Consider the following 25,207-nt stretch of genomic DNA (forward strand, 5'->3'; position numbering starts at 1 on the left):
CATTAATTACCCCCTGTATATTTTATGCAGGGGGTAACTGTATGTGCATCCAGTTATTAAGCTTTATCGGCAGCAAAAAAGCGATTTTTCCCTTTGGGACTATTCCCAATTAACTTTGCCGCCGCCTCGTTTAAAGTAAATTCTGGCCAGATTTACCTTCAACGCATTATTTCCTGCCTATATTCACCCGAGCAGAGTTTCCCTACCCTGCCCTAGTGATAATCAGCGATTAATAATCTTTCAGGATGTCCTGCAGCGGTGCCATTAATAGATCGCCGCGCCAGCCGCTGATTAATTCAGGGCGACTTTCGCCGTCTTTCAGTTGCCAATGCCAGTTCAGCAATTGGTTAATTTGGCGACGGGATGCCAGCAGTTCGCTGCTCAACCCGCTTTGCTCGCTGACGGTAGCGATCGCCGCCTTGATGTCTTTGAACACCTTCTTGTAGCCCGGCTGATCGATCAGGTTTGCCAACGGCGCCGGCAGCTCGGATTCGTCCAGCGCTTCGGCCTCCGCCACCAGCGCCAGCAGCGTTTTACCGTGATAACGGATCTCCGGCCCGCTCAGGCCCAGCGAATCCAGTTCTCCCAGCGAAGACGGCATATAGCGCGCCACCTGCCACAGGTTTTCCTCACGCACCACGAAGTTCACCGCCAGATCGCGCTCGCGCGCCTGGCGCAGCCGCCATTCTGCCAACTTCTGCAAACAACCGAGCTGACGCGGGCGCAGCTGCCAGGCATTGCTGATTTCGCGATAGGCCAATTCCGGCGCCAGCGCCTCGCTGCGGCGCTGGCACAGCAGCAGGCACTCGTTGTTAGCCGCCGCGGTCCAACCGGCCTCTTCGGTCTCCTGCACCAGCTGTTTGGCCATCGGCAGCAGATAGAACACGTCGGCGGCTGCGTACACGCACTGCCTTTCGGTCAACGGACGCGCCAGCCAGTCGGTGCGCGACTCGCTCTTGTCCAGCTCAACCTTCATATACTCCGCCACCAGCGTCGCGAAACCGCAGGAGAGCGGCCGGCCGGTAAACGCCGCCAGGATCTGGGTATCGACCATTGGCGTCGGCAGCGTTTTAAAGGCGTTGAGAAACACTTCAAGATCTTCACTGCCGGCATGCAGGAACTTCACCACGGCGGTATCGGCCAGCAGGTCGACAAACGGCTGCCATTGCTTGATCGGCAGAGGATCGATAAGGGAGAGTTGTTCACCGTCGTAGAGCTGGATCAGGCCCAGCTGCGGATAGTAGGTGCGCGTTCTGACAAACTCGGTGTCCAGCGCAATCTGGGCATGCTTTCTCGCCTGCTCGCAGACCTGCTGCAATCCGGCATCGGTAGTGATCAACTGATAATTCAAAACATCATTCTCTTGTAGGATTCAAACACAACAACGCCGGCATTCACCGGCGTTGTCGATAGTCAGGCGCAAGAGCGAAACCTAGGCGGCATCGGCCGGTTTCGGCGTTTTTAGCTCATCGCGCAGTTCTCGCCGCAAAATCTTGCCGACGTTCGACTTCGGCAATTCATCGCGGAACTCAACAATTTTAGGCACTTTATACCCGGTCAGGTGCCGACGGCAATGGGTCAACAGCTCTTCCTTGGTCAGCGAGGCGTCTTTCTTCACCACGCAGATCTTCACCGTCTCGCCGGAGACCTCGCTGGGTACCCCGATCGCCGCACATTCCAGCACCTTCGGATGCTGGCTGACCACGTCCTCGATCTCGTTCGGGTAAACGTTGAAACCAGAGACCAGGATCATGTCTTTCTTACGGTCGACGATGCGCACAAACCCCTGCTCGTCCACGGTCACCACATCACCGGTCGCCAACCAGCCATCTTTCAGCACTTCGTCGGTAGCTTCCGGGCGTTGCCAATAGCCTAACATAACTTGCGGGCCTTTGACCCACAGTTCGCCCGGTTCTCCCGGCGGCACATCCTGGCCATTGTCGTCCAACAGCCGAATATCCGTCGACGGCACCGGCAAACCGATGCTGCCGCTGTAGTGTTTCAGATCGTAAGGGTTGCCGGCCACCAGCGGCGCGCACTCCGTCAGGCCATAGCCTTCCAGCAGGTGTTTGCCGGTGGTTTTCTCCCACTTCTCGGCCACCGCTTTTTGCACCGACATGCCGCCGCCGACCGAGAAACGCAGCGTGGAGAAGTCGAGTTTGTGGAACTCTTCGTTGTTCAGCAACGCGTTGAACAAGGTATTCACCCCGCTCATGGCGGTGAACGGGTATTTGCCCAGCTCCTTCACCAGCCCCGGAATATCGCGCGGGTTGGTGATCAGCAAATTGCGCCCGCCCAGATCGATAAACAGCAGGCAGTTCACCGTCAGCGCGAAAATGTGGTACAGCGGCAACGCCGTCACCACCAGTTCCTGCCCTTCACGGAACAGCGGCGAGTAGGCGGCTTTGGCCTGTTCGAGGTTGGCCTGCATGTTGCGGTGCGTCAGCATCGCGCCTTTCGCTACGCCGGTGGTGCCGCCGGTGTATTGCAGGAAGGCCAAATCGGTATTAATGATGTCCGGCTTTATATATTGCAGACGGCGTCCGCGCTGCAGCGCGCTGCGGAATGAAATGGCGTCCGGCAGGTTATATTTAGGCACCAGGCGCTTGATGTACTTGACCACAAAGTTGACCAGCGTGCCTTTGGCGGCCGAAAGCTGATCGCCCATGCGCGTGAGGATCACGTGCTTGACCTGAGTGTTGAACACCACTTTTTCCAACGTATGGGCAAAGTTGGAGACGATGACGATGGCGCTGGCGCCGCTGTCGTTCAACTGGTGTTCCAGCTCGCGCGGGGTATACAGCGGGTTGACGTTAACCACCACCATACCGGCGCGCAGAATGCCGAACAGGGCGATGGGGTATTGCAACAGGTTAGGCATCATCAGCGCGACGCGGTCGCCCTTCTTCAGGCCCAGTTCATTTTGCAGGTAAGCCGCGAAAGCCCGGCTGCGCTCTTCCAGTTTGCGGAAGGTCATCACCTCGCCCATGTTGATAAAGGCGGGCTGATCGGCATAGCGCTGCACGGCATGCTCAAACATTTCGATCAACGACGAATAGCGATCGGCATCAATCTCTGCGGGCACATCTGCCGGATACCGTTTTAACCAGACCTTATCCAAGGTATTACTCCTGAAATCATTACTAATTATCATCGCAGCCTCAAACTCGCAGCCTAACCATAACAATATTTTAACTCAGCAGACCAGTGCAGGTTTTAAACATTATTCAGGTTGCGATGTACGTCACTAATTGTCGGATATTCCTTATCCCAAAAAGCAAAAGGGCGGCCTGAGCCGCCCTGTCAAATGTGTTCACATCAAGCGTATGCTACTCGGTTACGATGGTTTGCACCTGTGCCGGGCCAGGATTGTACCAACCATAGCCTGCGCCCCAACCGGGTCCCCACGGGCCACCGCGCCAGCCCCAGGGGCCCATTGGCGCAGGCGGCATCACCACCTGCTGCACCAGGTGCCAGCGTTTGAAACCGGTCACGTTCATCGTCACGAAGCGATACGGCGTCATACCGATACGCCCCTCTTTCAGGCCGGTAATGGGGCCGACGACGGTCACCAACTGGCCTTTGAAATCAACAGGTTCGAGGAAGCCGTTTACCGTGGCCAGCAAGCGGCCGCGCGACGGTTCACCCAAAATCGGCCGCGCACCGCTGTCGAGCGGCACCGCCGCGATCTCCAGCACCGTGCGCCCTTGCTCGTTGGCGACGTTTACTACGGTGCCGCCGAAGCGGGCTTCCGCGCCGGTAAACAGATTAGGTGCATTTTGTACCGAGGAAAGCTGAGTCACCGGCGAAGGGGTGGAACCTTTGATCGCATCCGGTACGGTGACGCACCCGGACAGAACCAGCGCGCCGCAGGCGACGGCCAGCAGCGACAGCTTTTTACTTGCAGTGCGGATTAACATGGTCGCAATCTCCTGAAATGGCTGTAACTTTGACCGCGTTTCATCGTTCAAGTTGCAGGCTTTCATCGCCCGGCCTCAACAACAGCACAATAGGCCGCGCTTACTCGCGGCCTGGCAGTTTTTTCCAGGTGACTTCATTGCGCAGATAGGTCGGCTCGGCGTTTTCCACCGCCACCGCCAGCCCCTGTTGCCAGGCGTGCAGCGCCAGCGGCAGCATGTCTTGCGCCTGCGGCAACAGCATCTGCCCGTCACGCACGCTCAGCGTAGACCCCTTGACCAGATCGGGATAGGTTTGCCAGCCGGTGCCGACATGGGCCCATTCGCCCTGCAGGCGCTGCGCACGCTCCAGCGCCTGCGCCGGCGACAACACCGCCTCGCCTTCGCTTTCCAACCAGCTACCGTCCGCTTGGCGTTCGAACTGCCCCCAGTAGACTTCGCCCATGCGCGCATCTATCGCCGCCAGCACCCTCTCCGCGCCGCAGACGCGCCAGGCGCCCTGCGCCATGGTTTGCAGCGTGGAAATACCGAGCATCGGCAGATCGGCGCCCAGCGCCAGGCCCTGAGCGATACCAATGCCGATGCGCACCCCGGTAAAGCTGCCGGGGCCGCGGCCAAAGGCCAGCGCATCGAGCTGGTTGAGCGCCAGGCCGGATTCCGCCAGCACCTGCTGCACCATAGGTAAAATACGTTGCGTATGCTCGCGTGGGCACAGCTCAAACAGGGCGTGGATTTCGCCTTGATTCCAGACGGCGACGGAACAGGCTTCCGTCGCGGTATCGATCGCTAAAATTCGCGTGGACATGCCAACCTCTGGCGGGAATAAAACTGGGTTTTTCATACAGGGCGCGCATTGTAGCACAGCCCCGTAAGCCCTTCATCTTTCACGTGGCCGACGTGTCGGCGGCCTGCAGGAAGGCGATCGCCTGCTTCAAATCGCGGGTGCGCGGCGTAGGCGGCAGGCTATTGAGGAACACCTCGCCGTAGGGCCGCATGACCAGACGGTTATCGCAAATCACCAGCACGCCGCGATCGTCGGTGTCGCGGATCAAACGGCCGACGCCCTGTTTCAGGGTGATGACCGCATCCGGCAGCTGCACGTCATTGAACGGATCGCCGCCGCGCAGGCGGCAATCTTCAATGCGCGCCTTCAGCAGCGGATCGTCCGGTGAAGTGAACGGCAGTTTATCGATGATGACGCAGGACAGCGCATCGCCGCGCACGTCCACCCCCTCCCAGAAGCTGCTGGTCGCCACCAGCAGCGCGTTACCGGCGGCGACGAACTGCGCCAGCAGCTGCCCTTTGCTGGTTTCCCCTTGCAACAGCACCGGCAGCGTCATCGTGGCGCGGAACTCTTCCGCCAGCTCGCGCATCATCTGGTGCGAGGTGCATAAAAAGAAGCAGCGGCCGTTGTTGGCTTCAATTAATGGCCGCAGCATGCGCGCCAGCTGGCGCGCTCCGCCGCGCTGATTCGGCGAAGGCAAAAAGCGCGGCACGCACAGCAGCGCCTGCTTGGCATAGTCGAACGGGCTCGGCAACAGCAGCGTTTTGGCCTTGGTCAGCCCCAGCCGTTCGGTGAAGTGGCCCAACCGATCGTTGACCGACAGCGTGGCCGAGGTAAAGATCCAACTGCCCGGCTTCTCGTCCAGCATTTCGCGGAACCGATCGGCTACCGTCAGCGGCGTCAGCGCCAGCACGAAATGGCGCGAGTTGCATTCATACCAATAGCTGTAGCCAGGCTCCGTCACCGCCTTCAGCCGCTTGAGGCGCGCGCGGTACAGCGTGGCGCGCTCAAAGGCGGCGTCCAGCAGCGCCGAACGCCCCAGCGACAGTTTCATCACGTCATAACACAGCTCCAACGCGTCATCGAGCAGCAACAGAGCGCGCTGCACGTTCGGTTCGCCGAGCACGTCACGCAGATTGCCGCGAAAACCCGGCTCGCCCAGATTCAGACGGAAATCTTGCGTGCTCAGGCTGAGACGGTCGGCGCTTTTTTGCAGTTGAGCGGCGTCGCGCACCTCGGTGCGGTAGGCGATGGTGATGTCCTTCGCCAGATCCAACAGTTGGCGGCTGGTGAGCTGTTGGCCGAAATACTGGCTGGCGATGTCGGGGATTTGGTGCGCTTCGTCGAAAATCATCACCTCGGCTTCCGGGATCAGCTCGGCGAAACCGCCCTCTTTCACCACCATATCCGCCAGGAACAGGTGATGGTTTACCACCACCACATCCGCATCCATCGCGCGGCGGCGTGCCTTGACCACGAAGCAATCCTGATACAGCGGGCAATCGCTGCCCAGGCAGTTGTCATTGGTGCTGGTCACCAATGGCCAGACGAAGCTGTCTTCCGCCACTTCGCTGCAGGTGCTGATGTCGCCCTCTTTGGTCTGCGACGACCACTTGCGCAGCTGCACCAGATCGATCAGCGTCTGCCCCGCCAGCTCGCCGCCAGCCATCGACTGCTGCTCCAACCGCTCGAGACACAGATAATTGGAGCGCCCCTTCAGCAGCGCCAGCTTGCCTTTGTACTTCAACGCCTTGGCGACGGTGGGCAGATCGCGCGCATACAGCTGATCCTGCAACGCTTTCGAACCGGTAGAGATGATCACTTTGCGATCGGCGCGCAGCGCCGGCGCCAGATAAGCGAAGGTTTTGCCGGTGCCGGTGCCGGCTTCCACCACCAGCTCCTGCTTGAAATTGATTGCCTCGGTGACGGCTTGCGCCATCTGCCGCTGCGGCTCACGCGGTTTGAATCCCTTGATAGCCTGCGCCAATGCGCCGTCTGTTGCAAAATCGTCTGTCACGCTGTCTCTCTGCCGGTGTCATTCAGCGGTGATTATGCCAAGCCTGCCGCCCGGCTACCACCCACTTTATCGCCGCGCTTTTTCATTACCGGCTGTGCTACCCTTAGCGGGACTATGATATGGAGATAAGCAAATGAATATCGAAAGAATTGATCCCGATCAGCGCTGGTCCGAAGCCGTGGTGCACAACGAGACCGTTTACTACACCAGCGTGCCGGAGAACCTGGACGACGACGCGACCGCGCAGACCGCCAACGCCCTCGCCGCCATCGACGTGCTGCTGGCGCGCGTAGGTTCGGACAAAAGCCGCATTCTGGACGCCACCATCTTCCTGGCCAACAGCGCCGACTTCGCCGCGATGAACGCTGCCTGGGACGCCTGGGTGGTCGCCGGCAGCGCGCCGGTGCGCTGCACCGTGCAGGCGCAGCTGATGAATCCGAAGTACAAGGTGGAAATCAAAATCATCGCCGCGCTGTAAGCCTGAGCGCAGACGAAAAAAAACCGCAGACGGCAACGCCTGCGGTTTTTTATTGCCCGTTATCAGGACAGTTTAAGGATCACCATCCCCATCAGCAGCAGCGCCAGGCCAATCCAGCCTTTGGCGTTCAACCGCTGGCCGAACATGATCCAGCCTGCGGCGATGGTGGCGGCGATACCGAAACCGCCCCACAGCGCATAAGCGATCGACAGATCGATGCCCTTCACCGCCTGCGCCAGGGCGCTGAACGCGCCGAGCACCGACAGCAGCGACAACAGCCCCAGCCAAATTTTACGGAAGCCGTCCGACATCTTCAGGAAGATGTTGGCGATGATTTCCAGCACGATCGCCAGCCCCAGGAACCCAATGTGGTACAACTCAAACTGTTGCATGGTTGTTACCTCGCGGGCTGACCTGTTTTCGCTCTTTGCGGGTACCGGATTTCACCAGCATGATGCCGGCGATCAGCGTAGCCAGGCCCAGCACCTTCAGCGCCGAGATTGGCTCGTCGAACCACAGCACGCTGAACAGGGTAATGAACAGAATACCGATGCCTTCCCACAGCGCATAGGCCACGCCCAGCGCCACGCGTTTTACCGCTACGGACAGCAACACATAAGACGCGGTGATCATCACGTACATCACGATGTGCCCGATCATGCCGCCATTGACGCTGGCGTATTTCATCGACAAGGTGCCGATGATTTCGGTCATGATGGCCAAACCTAAAAAGATCCAATAAATCATAATTTTTCTCCCAAACGGCGAATAACGCGCGCCAAGGCATATTTATCCCGATTTATCTCGTCAAACGGCGCATTGCGGCGCGCAAGACGCAGAGATCCCTGGGGATAAACTGACCCAAACGCAAAAAAGAATGTTTGCCCGGCTGAACGGTAGAGCGAAGGCGAAAGCCCGCTACCGGCACCGGTTAAGGGAGAAAGACGCTATAGCTCGCTGCACCAGTGATGCTCACTGGCAAGGATCGCAGACAGGAAAAGTTGGCACGTAGAGGTTCTGAGGGTAATTCCGTTAATAGTCATCATAATCGTTCTCTATTATCAGCCGCACACCGTGCGATTTGCCCAATATCCTCATGAAAGTAAAATTTTCGACTGAGATATTTTTACCACAGCCAAAATAAGAAAGCAAACTGCCGTTTTCATAAAAATCGAAAAAAAACGGGTTAAAAATAAGAACGTTAATCACGATAAAAATTAAAAAAGGCTCAACGGAGCGTTGAGCCTTGCGATATTCGCGGGCGCGCAAATAAGCGCCAATCCCAGGCGCGGCGCGGGTTACAACGCGGCCCCGCTGACGGCGCTGCGCGCCAGTTCAGTGATGCGCGCGTAGTCGCCGCTTTCGAGCGCGTCCGCCGGCACCAGCCAGGAACCACCGATGCAAAGTACGCTGTTCAGCGCCAGATAATCGCGGTAGTTGTTCGGCGTAATGCCGCCGGTCGGGCAAAAACGCACCTGCGGGAACGGGCCGCCGATCGCCTGCAGTGCCTTCACGCCGCCGTTGGCTTCCGCCGGGAAGAATTTGAACTCGCGCAGGCCGTGATCCATGCCCTGCATCAGCTCGGAAACGGTGCTGATGCCCGGGATGAGCGGGATTGGCCCCGCCGTCGCCGCCTGCAGCAAGGCTTCGGTCAGCCCCGGGCTGATGGCGAACTGCGCTCCCGCCTCGGTCACCTCCCGCAGCTGCTGCGGATTGATCACCGTACCGGCGCCGATGATGGCCTCCGGCACCTCTTTGGCGATAGCGCGGATCGCCTCCAGCCCGCAGGCGGTGCGCAGCGTCACCTCCAATACCCGCACGCCGCCGGCAACCAGCGCTTTCGCCAGCGGCACCGCCTGCTCCAGCTTGTTGATCACGATAACAGGCACCACCGGCCCTGCCGTCAGGATCTGCTCGGCGCTGGTTTTCCAGTTTTTCATCGTTATTTCTCCATTACTCGCGGTTAACAATGGCACGCCCCTGCCACAGGGCTCCGCGCAAATGCGCGGACGTCCGGCCGTACCGTAAGTGATGTGGCCCACGCGCAGATCGCAGGCAAAAAAAAGCCGGCAGACAGGCTGCCGGCATTGCGCATTACTCGAACTCGTTCCAGGAACGGCCGTCGCGGGTGATCATCGCCACCGAGGCCACCGGCCCCCAGGTGCCCGCCTGATAAGGCTTCGGCGCCTCGTTGTCGGCTTTCCATGCGTCCATGATGGAGTCGACCCACTTCCAGGCCTCTTCCACTTCATCGCGGCGCACAAACAGCGCCTGAATGCCGCGCATGGTCTCCAGCAGCAGGCGCTCGTAGGCGTCCGCCACGTGCTCCTGGTTGAAGGTTTCCGAGAAGCTCAGATCCAGCTTGGTGGTCTGCAGACGGTGCTTGTGATCCAGCCCCGGCACCTTGTTCAGCACCTGAATTTCGATGCCTTCGTCCGGCTGCAGGCGGATGGTCAGCTTGTTCTGCGGCAGCTGTTGGTAAGAGTCGCTGAACAGGTTAAGCGGTGGGTTTTTGAAGTACACCACCACTTCCGAGCATTTGGTCGGCAGACGTTTACCGGTACGCAGGTAGAACGGCACCCCGGCCCACTGCCAGTTGTCGATATCCACGCGGATGGAGACGAAAGTTTCGGTGCTGCTGCTCTTGTTCGCCCCTTCCTCTTCCAGATAACCCGGCACTTTCTTGCCCTGGACGAAACCGGCGGTGTACTGACCGCGCACGGTGGTTTCCCGTACATTGGTCTGATCGATACGGCGCAGCGAACGCAGTACCTTCACCTTCTCGTCGCGGATACGGTCAGTGGTCAGATCCGCCGGCGGCGACATGGCGATCATGGTCAGGATCTGCAGCAGGTGGTTCTGGATCATGTCGCGCATCTGGCCGGCCTGGTCGAAGTAACCCCAACGCCCTTCGATGCCCACCTCTTCCGCCACGGTGATCTGCACCGAATCGATGGTGCGGTTATCCCAGTTGGATGCGAACAGCGAGTTGGCGAAACGCAGCGCCAACAGGTTCAGCACCGTCTCTTTACCGAGATAGTGGTCGATACGGTAAACCTGGGATTCGTTGAAGTACTCCGCCACCTGGTCGTTGATCACGCGGGAGGACGCCAGATCGGTGCCCAGCGGCTTCTCCATCACCACGCGCGCCGGCTCATGGTTCAGTTTGGCTTCGCCCAACCCTTTGCAGATGGCGCCGAAGGTGCTTGGCGGCATGGCGAAGTAGTTGATGGTGGTGCGGTGTTTCTGATCCAGCATTTTACCCAATTTGGTAAAGTTCTTGCTGTCGTTGACGTCCAGATTGCAGAAGTCCAGGCGTGCGCTCAGCGTGGCCCAGAGTTCATCATCCAGTTTTTCCTTCATGAAGGTGCCAAGCGCTTCCTTGACCACTTCGGTATAGGCTTTTTTATCCCACTCCGCGCGGCCGACGCCGATGATCCGCGTTTCCGGGTGGATGTGTCCGGCTTTCTCTAACTGGTACAGGGAAGGCAGCAGCTTACGGCGCGCCAAATCACCTTTCGCGCCGAAAATAACCAGGTCACACGCCTGGGCTGTAGAGGTTACCGCCATGTTCATCTCCTCGTTGCAGGATATTTGTAATTTTCTTACATTACTAATGTACTCTGTTTGACTACGGCCAGCAAACCCAGCGCAGAAGCAGAAAAAAAGACCTCAATATTCCAGTGGAAAGCGCCAATGTGCGCCAGCGCCCCAGTCCCGGGCAAAACTGTAATTTTTCGTCTTTTTTGACGCTCTGTTACCATTATGAAAGTTAGACACAGGTCATATTCTGGTGAAAAAAGCCTGCATACGCCCTGTCGAGACTGCCAACGGTTACCAGCACGTAGTATATTTTCACTAAACCGGCATTGATTTCTCCTTTGTTTGAAATCGTCATACCCTATCGATTCCAGGTTACAGCCGCTCGTTTGGCGTCTGCTTGCACGGCAAACACGGGCGAGATTCGACGCTGTTGCTTGAAAGCCACAGGGATAAAACCATGAGTGACTCTCGTTATATGAATACGCTGGACAAAATCCAGAGCCATCTGGAACTCCTGAGCAAATCTGAAAGGAAAGTCGCCGAGGTGATCCTGGCCTCCCCGCAGACCGCCATTCACTCCAGCATCGCCACGCTGGCGCGCATGGCCGACGTCAGCGAACCCACCGTCAACCGTTTTTGCCGCCGCCTTGATACCAAAGGCTTTCCCGACTTCAAACTGCATCTCGCCCAAAGCCTGGCTAACGGCACGCCCTACGTAAACCGTAATGTCGAGGAAGACGACAGCGTCGATGCCTATACCAGCAAGATCTTCGAATCGGTCATGGCCAGCCTGGATACAGTAAAGGCAAATTTGGATATTGCCGCAATCAATCGTGCGGTTGACCTACTCACCCAGGCAAAAAAGATCTCTTTCTTCGGCCTGGGCGCCTCCGCGGCGGTAGCGCACGATGCGATGAACAAATTTTTCCGCTTCAACATTCCGGTGGTCTACTTCGATGACATCGTCATGCAGCGCATGAGCTGCATGAACTCCGGCGAAGGCGACGTGGTGGTGCTGATCTCACACACCGGCCGCACCAAGAATCTGGTGGAGATGGCCCACCTGGCGCGAGAAAACGACGCCACGGTATTGGCTATCACCTCGCGCGACACCCCGCTCGCCCAGGCAGCGACCCTCGCTCTGCTGCTCGACGTGCCCGAAGACACCGACGTTTACATGCCGATGGTGTCACGGATCGCGCAATTAACGCTCATTGACGTGCTAGCCACCGGATTTACCTTGCGCCGAGGGGCTAAATTCAGAGATAACTTGAAGCGGGTCAAAGAAGCGCTCAAAGAATCGCGCTTTGATAAAGGCGTGGTCATTCCCAACAGTTTTGATTCGTGACCCGACGAAGAAAAAATCGCCGTTCAACAGACATTTGAATGACGGCATCAGAGGCGGTACCCTGTTAACATGCTCATGCGGGTAACCCGGGTGAAATATCAGTGTTGTAAAATTACATTTCACGCCTGGTTTCGTTATCCGACGTTATCGCAACACCAATATTTGCTTCACCAGTCAACGGAGTAATACATGTCCAGACGGCTCAGAAGAACCAAAATCGTTACCACCCTGGGTCCGGCTACTGACCGCGACAATAATCTGGAAAAGATCATTGCCGCCGGCGCCAACGTAGTTCGGCTTAACTTCTCCCACGGCAGCCCGGAAGATCACCAGGCTCGCGCTGACAAAGTGCGCGAAATCGCCGCAAAACTGGGACGTCACGTCGCTATACTCGGCGATCTGCAAGGGCCGAAAATCCGCGTCTCCACCTTCAAGGAAGGCAAAATCTTCCTCAACGTGGGCGATAAATTCCTGCTGGACGCCAACCTGTCAAAAGGCGAAGGCGATAAAGAAAAAGTCGGTATCGACTATAAAGGCCTGCCTGCCGACGTGGTGCCGGGCGATGTCCTGCTGCTCGACGACGGCCGCGTTCAGTTGAAAGTGCTCGAAGTTCAGGGCATGAAAGTGTTTACCGAAGTGACGGTCGGCGGCCCGCTGTCCAACAACAAGGGCATCAATAAGCTCGGCGGTGGCCTGTCGGCCGAAGCGCTGACCGAAAAAGACAAGGCAGACATCGTGACCGCCGCCAAGATTGGCGTCGACTACCTGGCGGTCTCCTTCCCACGCACCGGTGAAGACCTGAACTATGCCCGCCGCCTGGCGCGCGACGCCGGCTGCAACGCCAAGATCGTGTCCAAGGTTGAGCGCGCCGAAGCAGTCTGCAGCGACGAAGCGATGGACGACATTATTCTGGCCTCCGACGTGGTGATGGTTGCCCGTGGCGATCTCGGCGTCGAAATCGGCGATCCGGAACTGGTCGGCATTCAGAAGAAACTGATCCGCCGCGCCCGTACCCTGAACCGCGCGGTGATCACCGCAACTCAGATGATGGAGTCGATGATCACCAACCCGATGCCGACCCGCGCCGAAGTCATGGACGTGGCCAACGCCGTGCTGGACGGCACCGACGCCGTTATGCTGTCGGCGGAAACCGCCGCCGGCCAATACCCGGCGGAAACCGTGGCGGCGATGGCGCGCGTTTGTCTGGGCGCCGAGAAGATCCCGAGCATCAATGTTTCCAAACACCGCCTGGACGTGCAGTTCGACAACATCGAAGAAGCGATTGCCATGTCTTCGATGTATGCTGCCAACCACCTGAAAGGCGTTACCGCGCTGATCGCCATGACCGAGTCCGGCCGCACCGCGCTGATGATGTCACGCATCAGCTCCGGCCTGCCGATCTTCGCCATGTCGCGTCATGAGCATACGCTGAACCTGACCGCGCTGTATCGCGGCGTGACGCCGGTGTATTTCGACAGCCACAAAGACGGCGTGATCGCCGCCAATGAAGCCGTCAATCGCCTGCGCGACAAAGGCTTCCTGGTCTCCGGCGATCTGGTGATCGTCACCCAGGGCGACGTGATGGAAACCGTCGGCACCACCAATACCAGCCGTATCCTGCGCGTCGAGTAATCCACGCCGCAGACGAAATGCCGGCTGGCTCACGTTGGCCGGCATTTTTTTTGCCCTGACACCGCCATAAAAGACGGAGAACGCCATGCTCCACCAACACACTCCCGCAGCGAGCGGTGATGAGCTCGATCTCGACGGCCACGGCCTGACGCAGCTCGACGAGTCGCCGTTAGCCGGCCACGCGCTGCGCAAGATTAGCCTGTACGACAATCAGCTGACGGCCCTCCCTGTCGCCCTCTTCCGGCACCGAAATCTGCGGGTGCTGAATATCTCCTGCAATCAGCTCGACCGCCTGCCGCCGGAGATTGGCCAGTTGCAACAGCTCGAGATGTTCGACTTTGGCCATAATCGCGCAAACGAACTCCCCGAAGAACTGGGGCAGCTGTATCGGTTGAAATACCTCTATCTGAGCGATAACGGCTTTAGCGATCTGCCGCGCTCGCTGGCGCAACTGCAGCAGTTGGTTTACCTCAACGCGACCGACAACCATTTAACCGTTTTGCCACAGGCGATACCGAGGCTGGCGGCATTGCAGGAGCTGCGTTTATACAACAACCGCATCGGCAACCTGCCCGCCGAAATCGGGCAACTGCACGCGCTGCGCGAACTGCATATCATGAAAAATGCCCTGACCTCGCTGCCGGCGGAAATGGCTCAGCTCGGTGAGCTGGAGATACTCGACGCGGCTAACAATGCCATCGCCGAGCTGCCGCAGGCCTTCTGTCGGCTGCCGCGGCTGAGCGAGCTGAACCTGCGTTTCAATCATCTGACGCGTCTGCCGGAAAATATCGGCGAGCTGACGGCGCTGAGAAGTCTGGATCTGCGCGCCAACCGCCTGAGCGACCTGCCGGAAAGCCTTGGTGAACTGAGCCGACTGCGCAAACTGGACCTGCGCTGGAATGATTTCACCCGCACGCCTAAAGTCGTCGACATCCTGCGGGCTCGCGGCTGTAGGGTGCATATATGAAGAGACGCCGGCCGGGTTGCGGCCCGGCCAGCGTTAGCGGCAGAAAGGATTAACGATACAGATCGTCGCGCGAGTAAGGTTCAATCTCCCCTTCCTTGCGCGTCTTCAGCAGTTTGAGGATCCAGGTGTACTGCTCCGGGTTCGGGCCCACCAGATTTTCCACTTCTTCATTCATGCGGCGGGCAATGTGCGGATCGTCGGCTTCGGCCAGATCGTCCATCGGCTCGCGAATATAAATATCCAGCATACTGGTTTTGCCGTCGTACACCGGGAACAAAGGCACGATCGCCGCACGACACACCTTCATCAGCCGCCCCACCGCCGGCAGCGTCGCCTTATAGGTGGCGAAGAAATCGACGAACTCGCTGTGCTCGGCGCCGTGATCCTGATCGGGCAGATAGTAACCCCAATACCCCTGCCGCACCGAACTGATAAACGGTTTGATGCCGTCGTTGCGCGCGTGCATGCGGCCGCCGAATTTACGCCGCACGGCGTTCCACAGGTAGTCGATCAGCTGATTGCGCTGGTTGTGGAACATCGCGGCCATCGGTTGGCCGCGCGCGGCCATCAGCATCGCCGGCACATCCACCGCCCAGCCGTGAGGCACCAGGAAAATCACGTTGCGCCCTTCCGCCCGGATCTTGTCCAACACCTCTTCACCGTGCCAACGCACGCGCTTGAGCACTTTCTCGGGCTTGGTGCAAGCCAGCTCAGCCATCAGCACCATCGACTGCGGCGCACAGGCGAACATCTGGTCGATAATGTGCTCGCGGTCGCTTTCCGGCAGCCCCGGCAAGCAATACAGCAGGTTGATGCGGGCACGGCGGCGCGCGCCCTTCGCCAGCTTGCCGGCCAGTTTGCCGACCGCACCCAGCACCGGATCGCGCAGGCGCGCGGGCACCAGCGAAATGCCGGCCATCAGGCCGGTTCCCAACCACACGCCCCAGTAGCGCGGATATAAAAAGGCTTTTTGAAACTGCGGGATGAACTCTACGTTCGATTTCTTCTCGTTTTGCATGCACATGCTCTTAGCTTAGCGATTCGGCTAATCATAATTGCCATCACCGATTTTGCAATTAACAACCGCGAACCGCCCAGATAAAACAGCATCGGCCCGCAATCAGGCCGATGAAATTAGCGGCGCCGAAGCGCCGGAAAAAGGGCGGGCGTTAATCCAACTGCAGTTGAGGAACCACTTCCTTCACCTGCGCCAGATAATCGCTGCGATCTTTGCCGCTCAGCCCTTCGGAACGCGGCAGCTTGGCCGTCAGCGGGTTCACCGCCTGTTGGCCGGTCCACAGTTCAAAGTGCAGGTGCGGCCCGGTGGAGCGGCCGGTGTTGCCGGAGAGCGCAATGCGATCGCCGCGTTTCACCTTCTGGCCCGGTTTCACCAGCAGCTTTTTCAGGTGCATATAACGCGTGGTGTACTGACGACCGTGGCGGATCGCCACATAGTTGCCCGCTGCGCCACTGCGTTTGGCGATCACCACTTCACCGTCGCCGACCGCCAGCACCGGCGTGCCGACCGGCATGGCAAAATCGACGCCTTTGTGCGGCGCCACGCGGCCGGTCACCGGGTTCACGCGGCGCGGGTTGAAGTTGGAGGAGATGCGGAACTGTTTCATGGTCGGGAAACGCATGAAGCCGCGCGCCAGGCCTGAGCCCTGGCGATCGTAGAATTTGCCGTCTTCGGCGCGGATCGCGTAGTAATCCTTGCCGCCGGTGCGCAGACGCACGCCCAACAGCTGGCTTTGCGATTTCTTGCCGTCGAAATGCTCGCGCGACATCAGCACGGAGAACTGGTCGCCTTTGCGTAGCTTGCGGAAATCGAGCTGCCACTGCAGCGCCTTAATCACCGAGTTGATTTCGTTACGGCTCAGCCCGGCGTCGCCGGCGCTGCTGACGAAGCTGCCGTTGACCCGGCCGCTGATCACGTTGTTGCGCCATTCGCCCTGCTGCGCCTCTTTCGACTCTTTGAAGCTGTTGCCGACGCGGTCATAGGTGCGGGTTTCGCGGCGGGAAACTTCCCAGGTCAACTGCTGCAGATCGCCCGCATCGTTCACGGTCCACGACAGCTGTTGGCCGATCTTCAGATTACGCAGATCGCGGTTTTGCGAGGCCAGCAGCGTGACATCCGACATATCGATGCCATATTGCGTCAGAATGCTGCCGAGGGTGTCGCCGGTGGAAACCACATATTCATGCACGCCATCGTCGCCGGCGTCTTTCTGATCCAGCTCATCCTGCGGGATTTCGTCATCGGGGGTGGGTTGGTCGGCATCAATCGGCTCACTGGCTTCGGGGAGCAATGACCGCATCTGGCTGGATTCTAACTCGACGCTCTTGGCAATGGGGTTGTGTTCTGGGTGGTAAACAAAAGGCCGCCAAACAGCGACGGCCAATGTGACGACTGTCAGCGACCCCAGCATGACGCGGTGGGGCCGTGGCAGGTTGTTATACGCCAGAGCGATAGTTCGGACTATCTGCTGCACTCGATATTATCCTCATAAGCTTTACTTCAGGCAGCTCACGTACTGGTTTGACAGCTGAGTCAGGAATTTCCCGTAGCTGTCCTTCCCCAGCGCGATGCCGATGCCCAGCGGGTCCAGCGTTCCGGAACGCACTTTGGTACCCTTGGCGACGGCATTGATTACGGCCGGCCTGAATTGTGGCTCAGCAAAAACGCATACCGCTTTCTGCTCAACCAACTGTGTTCGAATTTGGTGTAGGCGCTGTGCTCCAGGCTGAATTTCGGGATTGACGGTGAAATGGCCCAGCGGACTCAAACCGTAGTGTTTCTCAAAGTAGCCGTAAGCATCATGAAAAACAAAATAACCCTTACCTTGCACAGGCGTAAGCATGTTACCAACATTTTTGTCAGTTTGCGTCAGCAGATTCTCGAACTGGCGCAGGTTTGCGTCTAATTTGTCCTTATTTTGCGGCATAAGTTCCAACAATCTGTCGTGAATCGCGATCGCGGTCACTTTTGCTATCTCCGGCGACAGCCAAACGTGCATATTGTACTCGCCGTGATGATGCCCATGATCGTCATCGGCATGGTTATGCGCTTCGCCTGCATGATCATGATCGTCGTCCTCTTCGCCTTTCATCAGCAGCGGCTTCACCGCCGGCAGTTCGCTGATGGCCAGCTTTCGGGTCGCCGAGATCGGCACCAGCGCCTTGTTCAGGAACGCTTCCATGTCCGGCCCAACCCACAGCACCAGGTCCGCGGAACGCAAGCGCTGAATATCGGAAGGACGCAACGCAAAATCGTGCGGTGAAGCGCCATCCGGCAGCAACACTTCGGTCGGCGTCACGCCGTCGGCGATGGCCGAAGCGATAAAGCCCAACGGACGAATCGAGGTCACCACCGCCGCGGAAGCGCTGCTCAGCGGGCCGGCCATCAACAGTGCGCTGGCCAGCAGCGTGCGCTGCAGCCATTTATTTTTCTTTGCCATCATCAGTAATCCCATCGTTTTCATCAACAAGGCGTGATATTATAACATTCGCTTCGTTCTGCAACCTGTAATCTCGAGATGTCTACACTGATAACGCTAAAAAATATCTCCGTCGCCTTCGGCAGCCGCAAGGTGCTGTCGAACATTTCCCTCAGCCTGCAACCCGGCCGTATTCTCACGCTTCTGGGCCCGAACGGCGCAGGCAAGTCTACGTTGGTGCGCGTGGTGCTGGGATTGGTCAAACCGACCGACGGCACGCTGGAGCGTGAGCCCGATCTGCGCATCGGCTACGTGCCGCAAAAGTTGCACCTCGACGCCACCCTGCCGCTGACCGTCAGCCGCTTTATGCGCCTCAAGCCCGGCGTCAAGAAAGCCGACATTCTGCCGGCGCTCAAGCGCGTGCACGCCGCCCACCTGCTCGACCAGCCGATGCAAAAGCTCTCCGGCGGTGAAAACCAACGCGTGCTGCTGGCGCGAGCGCTGCTGAACAAACCGCAGCTGCTGGTGCTGGACGAACCCACGCAGGGAGTGGACGTCAACGGCCAGCTGGCGCTGTACGATCTGATCGATCAACTGCGTAAAGAGCTCGGCTGCGCCGTGCTGATGGTGTCGCACGATCTGCATCTGGTGATGGCGAAAACCGACGAGGTCTTGTGCCTCAATCAGCACATCTGCTGCTCAGGGGCGCCGGAAGTGGTGTCGATGCATCCCGAATTCATCGCCATGTTCGGCAACCGCGGCGCAGAGCAGCTGGCGGTATATCGCCACCATCACAATCACCGCCACGACCTGCAGGGAAGAATTGTCTTGAAGAAAACCGGGAGCCGCGAAGCATGATCGAACTGTTACTTCCCGGCTGGTTGGCCGGCGTGTTGTTGGCCGGCGCCGCCGGGCCGCTGGGCTCCTTCGTGGTCTGGCGCCGCATGTCCTACTTTGGCGATACCCTGGCGCACGCCTCGCTGCTCGGCGTCGCCTTTGGTCTGCTGCTCGACATCAATCCTTTCTATGCGGTGATCGCCATTACGCTGCTGCTGGCTCTGGCCCTGGTGTGGCTGGAACGCCGCCCGCAGCTTTCGGTGGATACCCTGCTCGGCATTCTGGCCCACAGCGCCCTGTCGCTGGGCCTGGTAGTGGTGGCGCTGATGTCCAACGTACGGGTCGATCTGATGGCCTATCTGTTCGGCGATCTGCTGTCGGTCACGCTGAGCGATATCATGATGATCGCCGGCGGCGTCGCCGTGGTGCTGTTGGTGCTGTGGTGGCAGTGGCGCGATCTGCTGTCGATGACCATCAGCCCGGAGCTGGCGCACGTCGACGGCGTCAATCTGGCGCGGGCGCGCACCGTGCTGATGCTGGTGACCGCGTTGACCATCGGCCTGGCGATGAAATTCGTCGGCGCGCTGATCATCACTTCGCTGCTGATCATTCCTGCAGCCACCGCTCGCCGCTTCGCGCGCACGCCTGAACAGATGGCGGGCGTCGCGGTACTGCTCGGCATGGTGGCCGTCACCGGCGGCCTGACTTTCTCGGCGTGTTACGATACGCCGGCCGGCCCTTCGGTAGTGCTCTGCGCCGCCGTGCTGTTCACGCTGAGCCTGTTCAAAAAACAGCAGGCTTGATTGAAGCCAGAACCAGAATATGACGAGGGCCGCAGATGCGGCCCTTTTGTATGGAGGATGGCAAACTTATGCTTCGCGTTCCAGCCCGAAATGCCGGTAGGCATGCTGGGTCGCCAAACGGCCGCGCGGCGTGCGCTGGATAAAGCCCTGCTGGATCAGGAACGGCTCGATCACGTCCTCGATGGTTTCGCGCTCTTCGCCGATCGCCGCCGCCAGGTTGTCCAGCCCGACCGGGCCGCCGGTAAACTTGTCGATAATCGCTAACAGCAGCTTGCGATCCATATAGTCGAAACCTTCGGCGTCAACGTTGAGCATATCGAGCGCCTGCGCCGCCACCGCGCCGCTGATCACGCCGTTGGCGCGCACCTCGGCAAAGTCGCGCACCCGGCGCAACAGGCGGTTGGCGATACGCGGCGTACCGCGCGCACGGCGGGCCACTTCATGGGCGCCCTCGTCGGACAGCTCCAGCCCCAGGCAGCCTGCGCTGCGCGAGACGATGTGCTGCAGATCCGCCACCTGATAAAACTCCAGCCGCTGGACAATGCCGAAGCGATCGCGCAGCGGCGAGGTCAGCGAGCCAGCGCGGGTGGTAGCGCCCACCAAGGTAAACGGCGGCAGATCGAGCTTAATCGAACGCGCCGCCGGCCCTTCGCCGATCATGATATCCAGCTGATAGTCTTCCATCGCCGGATACAGCACCTCTTCCACCACCGGAGATAAACGGTGGATTTCGTCGATGAACAACACGTCGTGCGGCTCGAGGTTGGTCAGCATCGCCGCCAAATCGCCCGCCTTCTCCAGCACCGGGCCGGACGTGGTGCGTAGATTCACGCCCATTTCGTTGGCCACGATGTTGGCCAGGGTGGTCTTCCCTAAGCCCGGCGGGCCGAAGATCAGCAGATGGTCGAGCGCGTCGCCGCGCTGCTTGGCCGCCTGGATGAAGATCTCCATCTGCTCGCGCACGTGCGGCTGGCCAACGTATTCGGTCAACAGCTTGGGACGAATGGCGCGATCGAGGACTTCTTCCTCGTTGATCGGTTCGGCGGAGATCAGGCGATCGGCTTCAATCATTATCTACCTCTTAGCGGCCTTACAAAGCCGCGCGCAGCGCGTCGCGGATCAGGGTCTCGCAGTCGGCGCCCGGTTTGGCAATTTTGCTGATCATGCGGCTGGCTTCCTGCGGCTTATAGCCCAGTGCCACCAACGCCGAGACAGCTTCGGCTTCTGCGTCCGCTTCCGGCGCGTTGGCGGCGGCGGACGGCAGGCTGATCTCGCTGCTGCTGTTGAACAGATCGCCGTTCAGCCCTTTGAAACGGTCTTTCATCTCTACCACCAGGCGCTCGGCGGTTTTCTTGCCTACGCCCGGCAGCTTGACCAGCGCGGTGATCTCTTCTCGCTCCACCGCGCTGACAAACTGCTGCGCGGACATGCCCGACAGGATCGCCAACGCCAGTTTCGGCCCGACGCCGTTGACCTTGATCAGCTCGCGGAACAGCGCGCGTTCCTGCTTGTCGTTGAAACCATACAGCAGCTGCGCGTCTTCACGCACCACGAAGTGGGTAAACACGATGGCCTCTTGCCCCAGTTCCGGCAGCTCGTAAAAGCAGGTCATCGGCATGTGTACCTCATAGCCCACGCCGTTCGCCTCCAGTAACACCAGCGGCGGCTGCTTTTCCAGAATATTTCCTCTGAGACGACCTATCATTTACCCTCCTGCAGAATGACCGGGCATGGCGCCCTGCCATGCCGTTGCTGGTAAAGCTTATAACATAAAAAAGGCTGGATGAATATCCAGCCTGAGCAATCATCGCTTTGCGTCAGCGCAAACGCCCGCGCGCCAGGTTCAACCGCCCTTCGCTCATCCGCAGTACGTTCTGGCTGAGGTGGCAGTGGGTAATGGCGATGGCCAGGGCATCGGCGGCGTCCGCCTGCGGGTTGGCCGAAAGTTTGAGCAGCGAGCGCACCATGTGCTGTACCTGCGCCTTTTCGGCCGCGCCGGTGCCGACCACGGTCTGTTTGACCTGCCGCGCCGCATACTCGAACACTTCCAGATTCTGATTCACCGCCGCGACGATCGCGACGCCGCGCGCCTGGCCGAGCTTGAGCGCCGAGTCCGGGTTCTTGGCCATAAACACCTGTTCGACGGCGAAGAAGTCGGGCTGAAACTGGGTGATGATCTCGCTGACGCCGGCGTAAATCAGCTTCAGCCGCGTCGGCATGTCGTCCACCACCGTGCGGATGCAGCCGCTGGCAATATAGCTCAACTGACGCCCCTGCTGGCGGATAAGGCCATAGCCGGTGACACGTGAGCCGGGATCGATACCGAGTATGATCGCCATATCTACATCCACCTTGCATGCACGGCGCCGCCGAACGGCGGCGCCCGTTTTACCGGATTACAGCGTCGCCGCCACTTCGTCGGAGATTTCACCGTTATGGTAAACTTCCTGCACGTCGTCGCAGTCTTCCAGCATGTCGATCAGGCGCAGCAGCTTAGGCGCGGTTTCCGCGTCCATGTCGGCCTTGGTCGATGGGATCATCGACACTTCCGCCGCTTCGGCTTCGAAGCCCGCCGCGGTCAGCGCGTCTTTCACCGCGCCCAGGCTTTCCCAGGCGGTGAACACATCGATGGCGCCGTCGTCATAGGTCACGATGTCTTCCGCACCGGCTTCCAGCGCCGCTTCCATCACGGTGTCTTCATCCAGGCCCGGTGCGTAGGTGATCACGCCCTTCTTGGTGAACAGGTAAGCCACGGAACCGTCGGTGCCGAGGTTGCCGCCGCATTTGGTGAAGGCGTGGCGCACTTCCGCCACGGTGCGGTTACGGTTGTCGCTCAGGCATTCGATCATCACGGCGGTGCCGCCAGGGCCGTAACCTTCATAGACGATGGTTTCCATATTGGTATCATCATCGCCGCCCACGCCGCGCGCGATTGCACGGTTCATGGTGTCGCGCGTCATGTTGTTCGACAGCGCCTTGTCCATCGCCGCGCGCAGACGCGGGTTGGAATCCGGATCGCCGCCGCCCAGCTTGGCGGCCGTGACCAGCTCACGAATAATCTTGGTGAAAATTTTACCGCGCTTGGCGTCCTGCGCCGCTTTACGGTGCTTTGTGTTGGCCCACTTACTATGACCTGCCATAAAAAATCTCCGAAAAAAACTACTGGACTGAATTGATCACGAACTCTTCAATCGCCTGCTGATTGCTCCACGACTTGGTCAACTTGACGGCCTCGGCCGCCTCAAGCCATTGGTAAGCGTGATGCTCGGTAATCACCGGATCGCGCTCCTCGGGCAACGCCAGGCAGAACCAGTGCTCTTTATTGCGCGTGGTTCCTGGCGCATAGCGATGCCGCAAATGGACAAAGAGTTCAAACTCCACGCAGCGCTGGCAATCGAACAACGGCAGATGCTCTGCTTCGATATCGATGCCGACCTCTTCCATGACTTCACGCCGCGCGGCATGCGGCGGCGACTCATCCTGTTCCAGGCTGCCGGTGACCGACTGCCAGAACTCGGTATCGTCGCGCCGCTGTAACATCAGCACCCGACCACTGGATTTCGCGTAAATCACTACCAGGATAGATTCAGGGCGCTTGTAACTCATCACTCGCTCTCTTGTTCCGCACCGGCTTTCTTTACCACGCTGATCGCCAGCTCCTGCAGCGCAGCCGGGTTGGCGAAGCTCGGCGCGTCGGTCATCAGACAGGCCGCCGCGGTGGTTTTCGGGAAGGCGATGACGTCGCGGATGTTGTCGGTGCCGGTCAACAGCATCACCAGACGATCCAGGCCGAAGGCCAGGCCGGCGTGCGGCGGCGTACCGTACTTCAGCGCGTCCAGCAGGAAGCCGAACTTCTCGCGCTGTTCGTGTTCGTTAATGCCCAGAATGCTGAACACCGTCTGCTGCATTTCGCTACGGTGGATACGCACCGAACCGCCGCCCACTTCGTAACCGTTGATCACCATGTCATAGGCGTTGGCGATGGCGTTGACCGGCGCTGCCGCCAGCTCTTCCGGGCTCATGTCGCGTGGCGAGGTGAACGGGTGGTGCATGGCCGCCAGGCCGCCCTCGTCGTCTTCTTCGAACATCGGGAAGTCAACCACCCACAGCGGTGCCCAGCTGTCGAGTTGGGTCAGCGCCAGATCGCGCCCCAGCTTCAGGCGCAGCGCGCCCATCGCATCGGTGACAATCTTGACGCTGTCGGCGCCGAAGAACAGGATATCGCCGGTCTGCGCATCGGTGCGCGCCAGGATGCCTTCCAGCACGTCTGCACTGAGGAATTTGGCGATCGGGCTCTGCACGCCTTCCATGCCGGCGGCGCGGTCGTTGACCTTCAGCCACGCCAGGCCTTTGGCGCCGTAGATGTTGACGAAAGCGCCGTACTCGTCGATCTGCTTGCGGGTCAGCTGCGCGCCGCCCGGTACGCGGATCGCCGCCACGCGGCCTTTGGCGTCGTTGGCCGGGCCGGAGAAAACTTTAAACTCGACGTCTTTGACCAGGTCGGCCACGTCCACCAGCTCCAGCGGGTTACGCAGGTCCGGCTTGTCGGAGCCAAAGCGACGCATCGCTTCGGCGAAGGTCATGACCGGGAAATCGCCCAGATCCACGCCCTTCACGTCCAGCCACAGTTCGCGCGCCAACTTCTCCATCACTTCACGCACCTGATCGGCGGTCATGAAAGAGGTTTCGACGTCGATCTGGGTGAATTCAGGCTGACGGTCCGCACGCAGGTCTTCGTCACGGAAGCATTTGACGATCTGGTAGTAACGATCGAAGCCGGACATCATCAGCAGCTGTTTGAACAGCTGCGGGGACTGCGGCAGCGCGTAGAATTTGCCCTTGTGTACGCGGCTCGGCACCAGGTAATCGCGGGCGCCTTCCGGCGTCGCCTTGGTCAGCATCGGCGTTTCGATATCGAGGAAGCCGTGGCTGTCCATGAAGCGGCGCACGAAGCTGGTGATTTTGGCGCGGGTCTTCAGACGCTCGGCCATTTCCGGGCGGCGCAGATCCAGGTAGCGGTATTTCAGGCGCGCTTCTTCGCTGTTGACCTGATTGGAGTCCAGCGGCAGCGGCTCGGAGCGGTTGATGATCTCCAGCGCGTGGGCGAACACTTCCACTTCGCCGGTAGCCATATCTTTATTGATCTGGCTGTCCGGACGCGCACGCACGGTGCCGACGATCTGGATGCAGAACTCATTGCGCAGGTCGTAGGCCTTGTCGAACGCCACTTTCTGGTCCGGATCGAAGAACACCTGCACGATGCCTTCGCGGTCGCGCATATCAATAAAGATCAGGCCGCCGAGATCGCGACGACGATTGACCCAACCACACAGAGTGACTTCCTGGCCCACGTGGGACAGATTCAACTGCCCGCAATATTCAGTACGCATACGCTATCCTTTTACACAGCCGATGCCGCGCCGGGCTACTGCGCCCCTGTCGCG

General features: G+C 59.4%; 24 protein-coding genes. 6 read left to right on the plus strand and 18 right to left on the minus strand.

The window, feature by feature from the left end:
- Nucleotides 1-229: 229 nt before the first annotated feature.
- The 5 genes from rnd to ACJ8HH_RS09410 form a co-directional block, all read right to left on the minus strand.
- Complete coding sequence (rnd, locus tag ACJ8HH_RS09390; RefSeq protein WP_033634833.1) at nucleotides 230-1,351, minus strand: ribonuclease D; 1,122 nt, start codon at nucleotides 1,349-1,351, stop codon at nucleotides 230-232.
- 81 nt (nucleotides 1,352-1,432) lie between these two features.
- Nucleotides 1,433-3,121 (minus strand): long-chain-fatty-acid--CoA ligase FadD, encoded by a 1,689-nt coding sequence (fadD, locus tag ACJ8HH_RS09395; protein ID WP_033634834.1) that lies wholly within the window; start codon nucleotides 3,119-3,121, stop codon nucleotides 1,433-1,435.
- 208 nt (nucleotides 3,122-3,329) lie between these two features.
- The gene (locus tag ACJ8HH_RS09400; RefSeq protein WP_033638506.1) at nucleotides 3,330-3,920 is read right to left on the minus strand and encodes a Slp family lipoprotein; all 591 of its coding nucleotides are present in this window, start codon (nucleotides 3,918-3,920) and stop codon (nucleotides 3,330-3,332) included.
- Between the two features lie 100 nt (nucleotides 3,921-4,020).
- Complete coding sequence (gene tsaB, locus ACJ8HH_RS09405) at nucleotides 4,021-4,722, minus strand: tRNA (adenosine(37)-N6)-threonylcarbamoyltransferase complex dimerization subunit type 1 TsaB (protein ID WP_033647628.1); 702 nt, start codon at nucleotides 4,720-4,722, stop codon at nucleotides 4,021-4,023.
- 79 nt (nucleotides 4,723-4,801) lie between these two features.
- Nucleotides 4,802-6,718, minus strand: a complete 1,917-nt coding sequence (locus ACJ8HH_RS09410) for an ATP-dependent DNA helicase (protein ID WP_033647629.1) — start codon at nucleotides 6,716-6,718, stop codon at nucleotides 4,802-4,804.
- A 133-nt stretch (nucleotides 6,719-6,851) separates the two neighbouring features.
- Between ACJ8HH_RS09410 and ACJ8HH_RS09415 the strand changes: the two genes are divergently transcribed.
- Nucleotides 6,852-7,196, plus strand: coding sequence for a RidA family protein (locus ACJ8HH_RS09415; protein WP_033634838.1), 345 nt, complete (start codon nucleotides 6,852-6,854; stop codon nucleotides 7,194-7,196).
- Between the two features lie 62 nt (nucleotides 7,197-7,258).
- On the opposite strand, the gene mdtI is transcribed toward ACJ8HH_RS09415, so the two are convergent.
- From mdtI to zwf, 4 genes are all read right to left on the minus strand, one after another.
- On the minus strand, nucleotides 7,259-7,588 hold the full coding sequence (mdtI, locus tag ACJ8HH_RS09420) for a multidrug/spermidine efflux SMR transporter subunit MdtI (protein WP_033634839.1): 330 nt from the start codon (nucleotides 7,586-7,588) through the stop codon (nucleotides 7,259-7,261).
- A complete protein-coding gene (gene mdtJ, locus ACJ8HH_RS09425) occupies nucleotides 7,575-7,943 on the minus strand; it encodes a multidrug/spermidine efflux SMR transporter subunit MdtJ (protein ID WP_033634840.1) in 369 nt (122 codons plus the stop codon). The genes mdtI and mdtJ overlap by 14 nt, the downstream gene beginning before the upstream one ends.
- Nucleotides 7,944-8,494: 551 nt before the next feature.
- Nucleotides 8,495-9,136 carry a bifunctional 4-hydroxy-2-oxoglutarate aldolase/2-dehydro-3-deoxy-phosphogluconate aldolase gene (locus ACJ8HH_RS09430; RefSeq protein WP_033634842.1) on the minus strand — a complete coding sequence of 214 codons (642 nt, stop codon included), beginning with the start codon at nucleotides 9,134-9,136 and terminating at the stop codon, nucleotides 8,495-8,497.
- Between the two features lie 154 nt (nucleotides 9,137-9,290).
- Nucleotides 9,291-10,766, minus strand: coding sequence for a glucose-6-phosphate dehydrogenase (gene zwf / locus ACJ8HH_RS09435; protein ID WP_033634844.1), 1,476 nt, complete (start codon nucleotides 10,764-10,766; stop codon nucleotides 9,291-9,293).
- A gap of 448 nt (nucleotides 10,767-11,214) precedes the next feature.
- Between zwf and ACJ8HH_RS09440 the strand changes: the two genes are divergently transcribed.
- The 3 genes from ACJ8HH_RS09440 (at nucleotide 11,215) to ACJ8HH_RS09450 (ending at nucleotide 14,686) form a co-directional block, all read left to right on the plus strand.
- Nucleotides 11,215-12,087, plus strand: coding sequence for a MurR/RpiR family transcriptional regulator (locus tag ACJ8HH_RS09440; protein ID WP_033634845.1), 873 nt, complete (start codon nucleotides 11,215-11,217; stop codon nucleotides 12,085-12,087).
- Between the two features lie 189 nt (nucleotides 12,088-12,276).
- Nucleotides 12,277-13,719: a pyruvate kinase gene (gene pyk, locus ACJ8HH_RS09445; RefSeq protein WP_019452801.1), complete on the plus strand. Its 1,443-nt coding sequence runs from the start codon at nucleotides 12,277-12,279 to the stop codon at nucleotides 13,717-13,719.
- Between the two features lie 85 nt (nucleotides 13,720-13,804).
- Complete coding sequence (locus ACJ8HH_RS09450) at nucleotides 13,805-14,686, plus strand: leucine-rich repeat domain-containing protein (RefSeq protein WP_060425839.1); 882 nt, start codon at nucleotides 13,805-13,807, stop codon at nucleotides 14,684-14,686.
- Between the two features lie 49 nt (nucleotides 14,687-14,735).
- Here ACJ8HH_RS09450 and lpxM read toward each other — a convergent pair whose 3' ends face one another.
- The 3 genes from lpxM to znuA all read right to left on the minus strand — a co-directional run bounded on the left by lpxM (nucleotide 14,736) and on the right by znuA (nucleotide 18,144).
- Nucleotides 14,736-15,704: a lauroyl-Kdo(2)-lipid IV(A) myristoyltransferase gene (gene lpxM / locus ACJ8HH_RS09455; RefSeq protein WP_033648126.1), complete on the minus strand. Its 969-nt coding sequence runs from the start codon at nucleotides 15,702-15,704 to the stop codon at nucleotides 14,736-14,738.
- Between the two features lie 151 nt (nucleotides 15,705-15,855).
- On the minus strand, nucleotides 15,856-17,178 hold the full coding sequence (mepM, locus tag ACJ8HH_RS09460) for a murein DD-endopeptidase MepM (RefSeq protein WP_033634847.1): 1,323 nt from the start codon (nucleotides 17,176-17,178) through the stop codon (nucleotides 15,856-15,858).
- Between the two features lie 21 nt (nucleotides 17,179-17,199).
- Nucleotides 17,200-18,144: a zinc ABC transporter substrate-binding protein ZnuA gene (gene znuA / locus ACJ8HH_RS09465; protein ID WP_039567087.1), complete on the minus strand. Its 945-nt coding sequence runs from the start codon at nucleotides 18,142-18,144 to the stop codon at nucleotides 17,200-17,202.
- Between the two features lie 78 nt (nucleotides 18,145-18,222).
- Between znuA and znuC the strand changes: the two genes are divergently transcribed.
- Both znuC and znuB read left to right on the plus strand, forming a co-directional pair.
- Nucleotides 18,223-18,981 (plus strand): zinc ABC transporter ATP-binding protein ZnuC, encoded by a 759-nt coding sequence (gene znuC, locus ACJ8HH_RS09470; RefSeq protein ID WP_033647636.1) that lies wholly within the window; start codon nucleotides 18,223-18,225, stop codon nucleotides 18,979-18,981.
- Nucleotides 18,978-19,763: a zinc ABC transporter permease subunit ZnuB gene (gene znuB / locus ACJ8HH_RS09475; protein ID WP_033647637.1), complete on the plus strand. Its 786-nt coding sequence runs from the start codon at nucleotides 18,978-18,980 to the stop codon at nucleotides 19,761-19,763. Before znuC ends, znuB begins: the two co-directional genes overlap by 4 nt.
- A gap of 66 nt (nucleotides 19,764-19,829) precedes the next feature.
- Here znuB and ruvB read toward each other — a convergent pair whose 3' ends face one another.
- The 6 genes from ruvB to aspS form a co-directional block, all read right to left on the minus strand.
- Nucleotides 19,830-20,834 (minus strand): Holliday junction branch migration DNA helicase RuvB, encoded by a 1,005-nt coding sequence (gene ruvB / locus ACJ8HH_RS09480; RefSeq protein ID WP_025303125.1) that lies wholly within the window; start codon nucleotides 20,832-20,834, stop codon nucleotides 19,830-19,832.
- A 19-nt stretch (nucleotides 20,835-20,853) separates the two neighbouring features.
- Nucleotides 20,854-21,468 carry a Holliday junction branch migration protein RuvA gene (ruvA, locus tag ACJ8HH_RS09485; protein WP_033634852.1) on the minus strand — a complete coding sequence of 205 codons (615 nt, stop codon included), beginning with the start codon at nucleotides 21,466-21,468 and terminating at the stop codon, nucleotides 20,854-20,856.
- 112 nt (nucleotides 21,469-21,580) lie between these two features.
- Complete coding sequence (ruvC, locus tag ACJ8HH_RS09490; RefSeq protein WP_033634853.1) at nucleotides 21,581-22,102, minus strand: crossover junction endodeoxyribonuclease RuvC; 522 nt, start codon at nucleotides 22,100-22,102, stop codon at nucleotides 21,581-21,583.
- A 57-nt stretch (nucleotides 22,103-22,159) separates the two neighbouring features.
- The gene (locus ACJ8HH_RS09495; RefSeq protein WP_043147579.1) at nucleotides 22,160-22,903 is read right to left on the minus strand and encodes a YebC/PmpR family DNA-binding transcriptional regulator; all 744 of its coding nucleotides are present in this window, start codon (nucleotides 22,901-22,903) and stop codon (nucleotides 22,160-22,162) included.
- 19 nt (nucleotides 22,904-22,922) lie between these two features.
- On the minus strand, nucleotides 22,923-23,369 hold the full coding sequence (nudB, locus tag ACJ8HH_RS09500) for a dihydroneopterin triphosphate diphosphatase (protein ID WP_004932373.1): 447 nt from the start codon (nucleotides 23,367-23,369) through the stop codon (nucleotides 22,923-22,925).
- Nucleotides 23,369-25,153 (minus strand): aspartate--tRNA ligase, encoded by a 1,785-nt coding sequence (aspS, locus tag ACJ8HH_RS09505; RefSeq protein WP_033647641.1) that lies wholly within the window; start codon nucleotides 25,151-25,153, stop codon nucleotides 23,369-23,371. The genes nudB and aspS overlap by 1 nt, the downstream gene beginning before the upstream one ends.
- Nucleotides 25,154-25,207: the final 54 nt, after the last annotated feature.

Origin of the sequence: Serratia sp. CY32780, from assembly GCF_052169135.1 — a bacterium.
Classification (GTDB): Bacteria; Pseudomonadota; Gammaproteobacteria; order Enterobacterales; family Enterobacteriaceae; genus Serratia; species Serratia sarumanii.